The sequence below is a fragment of the Streptomyces sp. NPDC097640 genome, assembly GCF_040302705.1.
Taxonomy (GTDB): Bacteria; Actinomycetota; Actinomycetes; order Streptomycetales; family Streptomycetaceae; genus Streptomyces.
The window spans coordinates 73,861-84,532 of sequence record NZ_JBEOSB010000042.1; the positions used below are offsets into that span (position 1 = coordinate 73,861).

10 protein-coding genes are annotated in these 10,672 nt (G+C 72.3%); 6 read left to right on the forward strand and 4 right to left on the reverse strand.

Annotation, left to right across the window (positions count from 1 at the left end):
* The first annotated feature begins 502 nt into the window (after positions 1-502).
* The 3 genes from lnt (at position 503) to fxsA (ending at position 3,865) form a co-directional block, all read left to right on the forward strand.
* Complete coding sequence (gene lnt / locus ABTY62_RS43465) at positions 503-2,278, forward strand: apolipoprotein N-acyltransferase (RefSeq protein ID WP_352134918.1); 1,776 nt, start codon at positions 503-505, stop codon at positions 2,276-2,278.
* Positions 2,279-2,462: 184 nt separating this feature from the next.
* Complete coding sequence (locus ABTY62_RS43470) at positions 2,463-3,233, forward strand: polyprenol monophosphomannose synthase (protein ID WP_352134926.1); 771 nt, start codon at positions 2,463-2,465, stop codon at positions 3,231-3,233.
* 80 nt (positions 3,234-3,313) lie between these two features.
* Positions 3,314-3,865 (forward strand): FxsA family membrane protein, encoded by a 552-nt coding sequence (fxsA, locus tag ABTY62_RS43475; RefSeq protein WP_352134919.1) that lies wholly within the window; start codon positions 3,314-3,316, stop codon positions 3,863-3,865.
* A gap of 127 nt (positions 3,866-3,992) precedes the next feature.
* On the opposite strand, the gene ABTY62_RS43480 is transcribed toward fxsA, so the two are convergent.
* Both ABTY62_RS43480 and yczE read right to left on the reverse strand, forming a co-directional pair.
* The gene (locus tag ABTY62_RS43480; protein WP_065966324.1) at positions 3,993-4,367 is read right to left on the reverse strand and encodes an RNA polymerase-binding protein RbpA; all 375 of its coding nucleotides are present in this window, start codon (positions 4,365-4,367) and stop codon (positions 3,993-3,995) included.
* A 256-nt stretch (positions 4,368-4,623) separates the two neighbouring features.
* Positions 4,624-5,349, reverse strand: coding sequence for a membrane protein YczE (gene yczE, locus ABTY62_RS43485; RefSeq protein WP_502997640.1), 726 nt, complete (start codon positions 5,347-5,349; stop codon positions 4,624-4,626).
* 129 nt (positions 5,350-5,478) lie between these two features.
* On the opposite strand from yczE, the gene ABTY62_RS43490 reads away from it, so the two are divergent.
* Positions 5,479-6,999, forward strand: coding sequence for an SCO1417 family PLP biosynthesis transcription factor (locus ABTY62_RS43490; protein ID WP_352134920.1), 1,521 nt, complete (start codon positions 5,479-5,481; stop codon positions 6,997-6,999).
* On the opposite strand, the gene ABTY62_RS43495 is transcribed toward ABTY62_RS43490, so the two are convergent.
* Entirely contained in the window at positions 6,987-8,756 is a 1,770-nt protein-coding gene (locus tag ABTY62_RS43495; RefSeq protein ID WP_502997639.1) for an ATP-binding protein, read from the reverse strand. The genes ABTY62_RS43490 and ABTY62_RS43495 overlap by 13 nt on opposite strands.
* A gap of 1 nt (position 8,757) precedes the next feature.
* Complete coding sequence (locus ABTY62_RS43500; RefSeq protein WP_311725888.1) at positions 8,758-8,952, reverse strand: hypothetical protein; 195 nt, start codon at positions 8,950-8,952, stop codon at positions 8,758-8,760.
* A 152-nt stretch (positions 8,953-9,104) separates the two neighbouring features.
* Between ABTY62_RS43500 and ABTY62_RS43505 the strand changes: the two genes are divergently transcribed.
* Both ABTY62_RS43505 and ABTY62_RS43510 read left to right on the forward strand, forming a co-directional pair.
* Complete coding sequence (locus ABTY62_RS43505; RefSeq protein WP_352134921.1) at positions 9,105-9,521, forward strand: ankyrin repeat domain-containing protein; 417 nt, start codon at positions 9,105-9,107, stop codon at positions 9,519-9,521.
* Positions 9,522-9,730: 209 nt separating this feature from the next.
* Positions 9,731-10,576: a glycoside hydrolase family 16 protein gene (locus tag ABTY62_RS43510; RefSeq protein WP_352134922.1), complete on the forward strand. Its 846-nt coding sequence runs from the start codon at positions 9,731-9,733 to the stop codon at positions 10,574-10,576.
* Positions 10,577-10,672: the final 96 nt, after the last annotated feature.

A 10,672-nucleotide genomic window follows, 5' to 3' on the forward strand; every position in this document is an offset into this window, starting at 1 on the left:
ACACCGTCCGTACTGACCTGCTCATTTGAGGAAACAACGCAGGTCGTGCCGGTGTTGACAGGGTGTGGTCGGCGGCCGGTAGGTTCGGCCGAGTCCACCACAGGACGTCCGACCGGGGAATCTCCACGCAGTCGTCGAACGCCGCTGGGCCATGGGGTGGCGCGCCGGACCGGGCGCCGCCGCTGGGAGCCAGGTCCAGCGCACGGGGGCGAGGGAGGGACCGCCGGGTCGGCAGGTGCGACCCGGGAGGGGCCCGGACGCTCAGTAGACAACGGCTCTCGGTCGACTCGCAGCCAGCGGGTCCCAGGCCGGCCCGAAGGGCGCCGGGCCCCGAATCCGCCCCCTTGCAGCCTCCTGGCGTCTTCCTTGCGCCCGGGTGGCGCGTTCATGACGCCCGCGGGAACCGCGCTGCCCGCCTGAGCGTTCCGGACCTCAGGACACATCTTCGAGCCCCGCGTTATACGGTCACCTCACCACAGCACGATTTGCAGGAAGGCAGCACGTGCATTCGGGTACCGAAACCAACGCCGAGGCCGGCCCCGGGGGCGCGGCCGAGGACCGACCGGGGGAGCAGCCGGAGACCGCCGCCGCGGCTCCCGCGGGCACCTCCGGGGTCCCGGCGCGTGATGCCGAGGCCCGGGCCGCGGCACGCCCCGAGCGCGGCCGTCCTGAAGCAGCGAGCCGTCCTGAAGAGGGCCGCCCCGGCCGGATGCGCCGGCTGGCCCGGCTCGCCCGCCGCGAGGCGCCCCGCAGCGCCGTCGCGGCCGTGTGCGGGCTCGCCCTCGGCCTCGCCTTCCCGCCGTACGGGCTGTGGCCGCTGTCCGTGGTCTCCGTGGCCGCCCTGAGCCTGCTCACCCACGGCCGTACGGCCCGCCAGGGCGCCTGGACGGGCTTCGCCATGGCGCTGCCGTTCTTCGTGCTCCTGCTCAAGTGGCTGCACGTGGTCGGCTGGGACGCCACGGTCGGCCTCTCGGTCCTTCAGGCGCTCTACTTCCTCCCGCTGGGCGCGGGGCTCGCCCTGATCTCCCGGCTCCCGCTGCCCTGGCTGCGGCCTCTGTGGGCGGCCTGTCTGTGGATCGCCGAGGAGTGGGCCCGCGGCCGGGTGCCCTTCGGCGGCTTCACCTGGGGCCGGCTGGCCTTCGCCAACACCGGGTCGCCCTACACGCCGCTCGCCGCGCTCGGCGGGGCGCCGCTGGTCAGCTTTGCCGTGGCCCTGACGGGCACGCTGCTGGCCGCCGCGGCCCTGGCCCTGTACGCCCTGCGCGGCGGCGCCCCGCGGCCGCGCGGCGCGCTGTTGGCCGGCGGGTCGGTCGCGGTGGCCGCGGCCGTGACGGTGGCCGGGTTCGCGGTGCCGATCCCCACCGCCGCCGACGACTCCGTGGACATCGCGATCGTCCAGGGCAATGTGCAGCAGCCCGGCATGGACTTCCTGGGCCGCCCCATGAAGATCCTCAACAACCATGTCGACGCCACGCTCGATCTGGCCAAGGACGTCAAGGCGGGCCGGATCAAAAAGCCGGACCTGGTGATCTGGCCGGAAAACGCCTCCGATCTCGACCCCTTCGAGTATCGGGAGGCGTACGCGCGGATCGATGAGGCGGTGAAGGCCATCAATGTGCCCGTCCTCGTCGGCGCCCTGGTCGACCACCCCACCAAGCCGGGGTATGTGCTGAACCAGGGCATCGTCTGGGACCCCAGGAGCGGCCCCGGCGCCTCGTACACCAAGCAGCACCCGGTGCCCTTCGGCGAGTACGTCCCGTTCCGTGAGCAGCTGTCCAAGTTCATCACCCGCTTCAAGCGGGTCCCGCGCGACTTCTACCCCGGTGACCACACCGGGGTGCTGAAGGTCGGCCCGGCCCGGCTGGGCGATGTGATCTGCTTCGAGGTCGCGTACGACGGGATCGTCCGTGACACGGTCAACGCGGGCGCCCGCATGATCGTCGTCCAGACCAACAACGCCACGTACGGCCGGACCGGCCAGCCCGAACAGCAGCTGGCCATGTCCCGGCTGCGGGCCATCGAGCACGGCCGCGCGGTGGTCACCGCGGCCACCAGCGGCATCAGCGCGGTCGTCGCCCCCGATGGCACGATCGAGCAGCGGACGAAAGAATTCACACAAGACGTGCTCACCGCGCGCATCCCGCTGCGCGATGGCACCACTGTCGCCGACCGCGTCGGTGCGACCCCCGAGTGGGTGCTCGCTATGGTGGGCGTTCTCTCCTGCGCGGCTGCGATCATGATCGGCCGTCGGGGACGTACGGACGAGAAAGGGCAGTAGAACCGTGAGCGACGCACGCGAGGCCGACGAGCCGCGCCAGACCTCGGACGCCGCAGATTCGCCTCGCGGGCGGAGAAGCGAACAAGACGATGCTGCGAGCGACGCACGCGAGGCCGACGAGCCGCGCCAGACCTCGGACGCCGCGGATTCGCCTCGCGGGCGGAGCGGTCAGAAGGACGACGTCCTGACCGACGGCGGCGGGCGGCGGAAGTACGGTCCGCTCGGCAAGGTTCTGGTGATCATTCCGACCTATAACGAGGCGGAGAACATCAGGCCGATCGTCGCCCGCGTACGGGAATCCGTGCCCGAGGCGCATGTGCTCGTCGCCGACGACAACAGCCCGGACGGCACCGGCAAGGTCGCGGACGAGATCGCGGTCGAGGACGAGCACGTCCATGTGCTGCACCGCCAGGGCAAGGAGGGCCTGGGCGCCGCCTATCTCGCCGGGTTCCGTTGGGGCATCGAGCACGACTACGGCGTGCTGGTCGAGATGGACGCCGACGGCTCGCACCAGCCGGAGGAGCTGCCCCGGCTGCTGACCGCGCTCAAGGGCGCCGACCTGGTGATCGGTTCCCGCTGGGTGCCGGGCGGCCGCATCGTCAACTGGCCCAAGCGGCGGGAGTACCTCTCGCGCGGCGCCAGCACCTACTCCCGGATCCTGCTGGATGTGCCGATCCGCGATGTGACGGCGGGCTTCCGCGCCTTCCGCAAGGAGACCCTGGAGGGCCTCGGCATGGACGCCGTCGCCTCCCAGGGCTACTGCTTCCAGATCGACATGGCCTGGCGCGCGGTCAAGGCGGGCTTCCATGTCATCGAGGTCCCGGTGACGTTCGTGGAACGGGAGCGGGGCGACAGCAAGATGAGCCGTGACATCGTCACCGAGGCGTTCTGGCGGGTCGCCACGTGGGGCGTGAGCTCGCGGGCGAACAAGCTGCTGGGGCGCGACCCCTCGTAGCAGGGCGGTCCGCGACGGGTTCCGCAGAGATCTTCGGCCCCGGGGCCCGGCTTCGCGGCCGGGCCGGGCACACTGGGAGCATGATGACCGGCCCGTCGCCACAGACCGACCCGACCCGCCCCAAGCGTTCGCGCACCCGCACCTTCCTGCCGCTGGGTATCGCGGCCTGGCTGGTGCTCGAGATCTGGCTGCTGACCGTGGTGGCGGAGGCCGCCGGCGGGTTCACGGTGTTTCTGCTGTTGCTCGCCGGTGTGGTGGTCGGGGCGGCCGTGATCAAGCGCGCCGGCCGCCGGGCCTGGCAGAACCTCTCGCGGTCCATGCAGCCGGGCGCCGTGCCGCAGGATCCGGCGGCGGCGGGTTCGGGGGGCAGCAGCTTCACGATGCTCGGCGGGCTGCTGCTGATGATGCCGGGCCTGATCTCGGACGCGGCCGCGCTGGTGTGTCTGTTCCCGCCCACGCGCGCGCTGCTGCGCAAGCGCGCGGAGGCGATGCTCAGCCGCCGGGTCGGTTATGTCCCGGGGCCGATGGGCGGCGGCTTCGGGCAGGACCGGATGCGCCGCTCCGAGGGCAAGGTCATCCAGGGCGAGGTCATACGGGACGACGAGGACCCGCACTCGGCGAGCAGGGACTGACCGGCCGGGACTGACCGGCCGGGACCACCGGGCCCCTGAAGGGTCGACAAGGGCCGGGGCCACTGCTCGGCAGTGGCCCCGGCCCTTGATGTTGTCGCTGCTGTTGTCTGTCAGTACTGCCTTGTGATCAAGCAGACTTACGGGTGTCGCGCGGATGCACGGCGATGTTCATGGCGCCCGATCGCAGCACGGCCAGCCGCTCGGCCAGCACCTCCTCGAGCTCCTCGCGTGTGCGTCGCTCCATGAGCATGTCCCAGTGTGTGCGCGCGGGCTTGCCCTTCTTCTCCTCAGGACCGTCGCCATCCACCAGGAGTGCCACGGCGCCACAGGCCTTGCACTCCCACTCCGGCGGGATCTCCGCCTCCACCGAGAACGGCATCTCGAATCGATGTCCGTTCTGGCATGCGTACTCCACCGCCTGGCGCGGGGCCAGATCGATGCCGCGGTCGGTCTCGTAGCTGGTCACCACGAGTCGCGTGCCGCGAAGAGCTCGCTCACTCATGAATCGTGCCTCCCGGGCTTGTCGCCCACAGGACAGGTGTCGCTGTCGTCGTCATCCGGTCAACGTCCGGTCGGCGGTGAAGATTCCCGTACTGGGACATGCGTCGCCCGTCGTGCCGCCCCGTTGTTCTACCCACAGGCGCCCGGTTTGTCACATCTGGCAGCAGATGTCACCCAGCGTTTCTGGTACTTTAGCGCGCAGTAACGGTCCGCCTTGTGGGCCGAGGGCGTACACTACCCCTCCGCACCCGCGAGGGCTAAATCCGGTCATGAATCGGATCCTGTGTTGCCGGTGTTGTCTGCGTTGTCCCTGTTTCGCCCTGCGCGACGACCGGCGACTGCTCGCCTTCGGTCGAGGGAAGCGCGAAGAACCGCAGGAAGTACTGCGCGAGCGGGCCTATGGACAGCGCGTACACCACGGTGCCGACCCCCACGGATCCGCCCAGGGCGAACCCCACCGCCAGCACCGTCACCTCGATCGCGGTCCGCACCAGCCGCACCGAGCGGCCGGTGCGCCGGTGCAGCCCGGTCATCAGCCCGTCCCGCGGGCCGGGCCCGAAGCGCGCCGAGATGTAGAGGCCGGTCGCGACGCCGTTGAGCACCACGGAGAACACCAGCAGGGGGATCCTCAGTGCCAGGGCGTGAAGCTCCGGAATCAGCCACAGTGTGAGATCCACCACCAGGCCGATGACCACCACATTGGACACCGTGCCGAGGCCGGGGCGCTGCCGCAGCGGAATCCACAGCAGCAGCACGGCGGCGCCGACCACGATGGTCACCGTGCCGAAGGACAGCGGGGTGCGCTCGGTGATGCCCTGGTGGAACACGTCCCAGGGGTCGAGTCCCAGCGCGGCGCGCAGCTGGAGCGCCATGCTCACGCCGTACAGCACGAGTCCGGCGTAGAGGTGGACCAGGCGACGGGTGAGCCGGCGGCCGGGGGAGGGGGCTGTCGAGGGCTTGGAGGGCCGCGGCGACCCGAACAAAGCGGACAAAAAATGCTCCTTGGAGCTGAAGTGGCCTGGCCGGTAGAGGCAGTGGACTGTCGCATGTCACTCTGTAGCCCGGGATCAGGCCAGTTCAATGGCCAATTTCTGAAAGGTGGACCGCAGTCGATGAGTCCGTGGACATCCGCGGTGGGAGCACCCCAGCTGGCCCGTCTGCTCGGGCCGGAGCACACCCGTGACGCCGAGGCCGCGGCCGTCGTCTCGGTGACCGGCGGCCGGCGCGTGCCCGCCTACCGCTCCCTCGCCGACCGCGTACGGCTGCTCGTGCTCGAGGGCCGGGTCCCGGTCGCGGCGCGGCTGCCCGCCGAGCGCGAGCTGGCGACGGCCCTGGGGGTCAGCCGGACCACCGTGGCCGCCGCCTACGAGGCGCTGCGCCACGAGGGCTTTCTGGAGTCCCGGCGCGGATCCGGCAGCTGGACCGCGATGCCCGCCGGGAGCCCGCTGCCCACCCGCGGTCTCGACCCGCTGCCGCCGGAGCTCGCGCGCTCCGTGATCGACCTGGGCTGTGCGGCCCTGCCCGCCCCCGAGCCCTGGCTGACCCGCGCCATGCGCGGCGCACTGGAGGAGCTCCCGCCGTACGCCCTCACCCACGGCGACTACCCCGCCGGGCTGCCCGCGCTCCGCCAGGCGATCGCGGACCGCTACACCGCCCGCGGCATACCGACCATGCCCGAGCAGATCATGGTGACCACCGGGGCCATGGGCGCCGTGGCCGCCATCTGCCGGCTGGTCGTCCGCCACGGCGAGCGGGTCGCCGTCGAGTCGCCCTCGTACGCGAACATCCTCCAGCTCCTGCGGGAGGCCGGCACCCGGCTGGTCCCCGTGGCCATGGCCCCCGGGCTCGCGGGCTGGGACCTGGCGGCCTGGCGGCAGACGCTGCGCGAGGCCGCGCCGAGCATGGCCTATGTCGTCGCCGACTTCCACAACCCCATCGGCGCGCTGGCCACCGACGAGCAGCGCCGGCAGCTCGTGGACGCGGCGCGCTCGGCCGGGACCGTGCTCGTCGTCGACGAGACCATGGCCGAGCTGCACCTGGACGACGAGGTGGAGCCGCCCCGGCCGGTCTCCGCGTTCGACCCCGGCGGCAGCACCGTGGTCACCGTCGGCTCGGCGAGCAAGTCCTTCTGGGGCGGGCTGCGCATCGGCTGGGTGCGCGCCGCCCCTGACGTCATCCGCAGACTGGTCGCCGGCCGCGCCTACGCGGACATGGGCACCCCGGTCGTCGAACAGCTCGCCGTGGGCTGGCTGCTGGCCACCGGCGGCTGGGACGAGGCGACCGAGCTGCGCCGCGCGCAGGCGCGGGAGAACCGCGACGCGCTCGTCGCCGCCGTCCGGCGCCACCTCCCCGACTGGGAGTTCGCCGTGCCGCACGGCGGGCTCACCCTGTGGGTCCGCACCGGCGGGCTGTCCGGGTCGCGCATCGCGGAGGCGGGCGAGCGGCTCGGGGTGCGGGTCCCCTCCGGGCCCCGCTTCGGGGTCGACGGCGCCTTCGAGGGGTATGTGCGGCTTCCGTTCACGGTCGGCGGCGCGGTCGCGGAGAAGGCGGCCGCCCGCCTCGCGGCCGCGGTGGACCTGGTCACGAGCGGCGCCGTGGTCGAGTCCCAGGTCCCGCGCGGCTACGTGGCCTGAACCGGCAGCGGCTCCTCGCCGTCCGCACGCTCTCCGGCGGGCCGGATCGCCTGCGCCTTCGCCATGTCGACCCGCCCCGACGCCTCGACCCGTTCTGATGCCTCCGGCAGACCCGGTGCCTCCGGTGGGCCCGGGGGCGCGGCCTCCTGCGGCGCCTCCGGTTCCGGCAGCAGCCCGAGCACCGTCTGCCGCTGCTCCTCGGTGGTCGCCTCGTCGTACGGATCGGGGGTGGCCGGCACCTGGAGCCGGTGCACCGGCCCCGCGCCGAGCCGTGCGTAGCCGCGGCCCGGGGGCACCTCGGGCGTCGGCGTGGTGTGCGGCGGCGCGCCGAGCACGGCGCGGATCTGCTCGGCGGAGGCGGGCCCCAGCACGACCCGGGCCCGGGTGTGGGTCCGCACGGCCTCGTCGAGCGCGTCCGCGACGTCGAGGTGGTCGGCCACCACCACCCGCACCTGGGCCGCCCGCCCGTGCCGCAGCGGCACCTGGAGCAGCTCCTGCGGATCGCGGCGGCCCTCGGCCGCGGCGAGATGGCTGAGCACGGTCGGCCGGTCGAGGATCAGCCACAGCGGGCGGAGGATGTCCCGCGGCGGCGGGTGGCCCAGCTGGCGGGCGCGGTTCGCCGCGATCAGCCGCCGCTCCGTCTCGTGCGCCGCCCACTCCAGCGTGGCCAGCGTCCCGGCGAGCCCGCACTCGATGCCCAGCACCCCGGCCCGGCCGCCCAGGAACGCGTACTCGCTGGTGCCGCTGCCGTCCACCACCAGCACCTGACCGTGGCACAGCGCCTGGAGCGCGAGGGACCGCAGCAGGGTCGTGGTGCCGCTCCCGGGCGCGCCGAGCGCCAGCAGATGCGGCTCGGTCGACCGCGGCCCGGTGCGCCACACCACCGGCGGGGCGTCCCGGCGCACCTCGTCCGCCGGGTCGTCGGCCGACTCGGTGACGGGCAGCGTGCGCTGCACCGAGGAGGCGTCGGTGAAGCCGAGCACGGTCTCTCCGGGCGTGGTCACGAAGCGCTGTGCGCCGATCGCGGTGGACAGGGCGGGCAGCACGGTCAGCGTCAGGTGGTTGGCCTCCTCGTCCCACTCGAAGAAGTACTCCCGGCCGCGCCCCGACTTGGCGTACAGCAGCTGCTCGACGCGAGCGCGGGCCTCCGCGTCGCCGTCGGCGAAGTACGCGGGGTAGCGCAGCCTCAGCCGGGTCGGCCGGCCGTTCTCGTCGAACTCGAAGGAGTCGAAGGCGCCGGCCCACTCCCCGCCGTGCGCGTACAGCGGGCTGGGGTCCTCGGGCGCCGAGAAGTACGGCACCAGGGCCTCGTACAGGATCCGCAGGCGCTCCTGGCCGGCCTCGCCGGGCCCCTGATCCCGCACGGGACCCTTCCGCCCGGCCCAGAACGCCGCCCCCATCAGGCCCACGGCCGACAGCGTCGGGCCGTACGGCAGGAGGGCGATGCCCAGCACGCAGCTGGCCGAAAGAAAGAGCGCGGGCCCGCGGCGCTCCTTCGGGGTCTGCGCCCATCTGCGCCGGCCGCCGGCGGCCAGGGCGCGCAGCCCGCGGCAGAGCGCGATCAGCGGGTGCATCACATCGGCGGCGCCGTCACCGGCGGCCCGGGCGAACCCGCGGACCCGGGCGGCGCCGCTGAGCAGGGGAAACCCCCGGCCCCGGCCGAGCCCGAGCCCGCCGGCGCGGACGCGGACGCGGGCCCGGGCCCGGGCGAGCGGGCCGCCGCCGGTGAGGACTCGGGGGAGCGGTTGCCTGCGCACGTCAGAACTTGATCCCGCCCAGCAGGTTGGCCAGGCTGGTGCCGCCGGCCTTGATGCTCGGGGCGATCGCGGTGCTCGCGAGGTAGAAGCCGAAAAGGGCGCAGATGACGGCGTGCGTCGCCTTGAGGCCGTCCTTGCGGAAGAACACGAAGACGACGACACCGAGCAGTAGGACGCCGGAAATGGACAGGATCATCACGGTCTCCTGGCTGATGGGGGACGGTCACCATGAGTACTTCCAGGATTACTTCAGGTGCCCACTCGGCAAAAGGTGCAAATGGGTGGATTATCGGTGTATTCACTGGTCTGGACGCGGTCGGCGTCCTGTGAAGCCGGAGGCGAGGCGTCATGAGCGACCAGAACCGCGAGGCCGAGCCGGCCCACGACCCGGAGGTGCTCCAGCTCGCCGCCAAGGTCTTCGACCTGGCCCGGCGCGGTGACACCGACACGCTCGCCGCCTATGTGGACGCGGGTGTTCCGGCCAACCTCACCAATGACAAGGGCGACTCGCTCCTCATGCTCGCGGCCTACTACGGGCACGCCGCGACCGTCTCCGCCCTGCTGCGCCGCGGCGCCGACCCCAACCGCCCCAGCGGGCGCGGCCAGACGCCGATCGCGGGCGCCGCGTCCAAGGGTGAGGAGGAGGTGCTCCGGGTGCTGCTGGCCCATGGCGCCGATCCGCGGGCGGGCTCGCCCTCGGCGGTCGAGGCGGCGCGGATGTTCGGGCGGCGGGATCTGCTCGCGCTGTTCGGCGTGGCCGAGTGAGCCGACGGCCCGGGGCCTGCCCGCCCCTGTTCGTTCGACTTCTGTCCGCGTGAGGCGTCGCGGGCGCCGTAATGTCTCGAATTCTTTGAAGCGAATGGTCCAGACTATTGACATGCCTTGAACAAGGCTCGGCATGATGTCCTCACCGCGCACCCTTCCCGACGGGCCGCCGCACGCGCCCGCCCCCCACACAGGAAGGCCATCGCTTCATGAGGAAAACCCTGCGCATCGCCATGACCGGCCTGCTCACGGCGGCCGCCCTCGCGGCCGCCCCCTGGCCGGCCCCCGCCGCCGAGGCCCGCCCGGCGGCCGTCGCCGCCACCTTCACCGACAACTTCGACGGCCCGGCGGGCGGCGCCGTCGACGGCTCCAAATGGGGCTACGAGACGGGCGACAACGTCAACAACCACGAGCGCCAGTACTACACGGACGGCACCAAGAACGCCGCGCTCGACGGCCAGGGCAACCTGGTGATCACCGCCCGCAAGGAGAACCCGGCCAACTACAACTGCTGGTACGGCCGGTGCGAGTACACCTCCGCCCGGCTCTCCACCGCACGCACCTTCACCTCCACCTACGGTCACGTCGAGGCCCGCATCAAGGTGCCCCGGGGACAGGGCATGTGGCCGGCCTTCTGGATGCTCGGCAGTGACATCGGCAGCGCCGGATGGCCCAACTGCGGCGAGATCGACGTCATGGAGAACGTCGGCTACGAGCCCAGCACCGTGCACGGCACCATCCACGGCCCCGGCTACTCCGGCTCGGGCGGCATAGGCGCCGGCTACACCCTGCCGAACGGGCAGAAGTTCGCCGACGGCTTCCACACCTTCGCGGTCGACTGGTCGCCCAACAAGATCACCTGGTCCGTGGACGGCAACGTCTACCAGACCCGCACCCCGGCCGATCTGAACGGCAACCGCTGGGTGTTCGACCACTCCTTCTACCTCATCCTCAACCTCGCGGTCGGCGGCTACTGGCCCGGCGACCCGGACGGCTCGACCACCTTCCCGCAGCAGCTGGTGGTCGACTACGTCAAGGTCAGCGGCGGCAACTGACGCCCCAGGGACACGGTGACGCGGTGACGAGCTGGTAGTTCTCGGACGGCGTCCACGTGCCCGAGGCGAGGTCGGTGGTCTCGAACGGGATGTAGC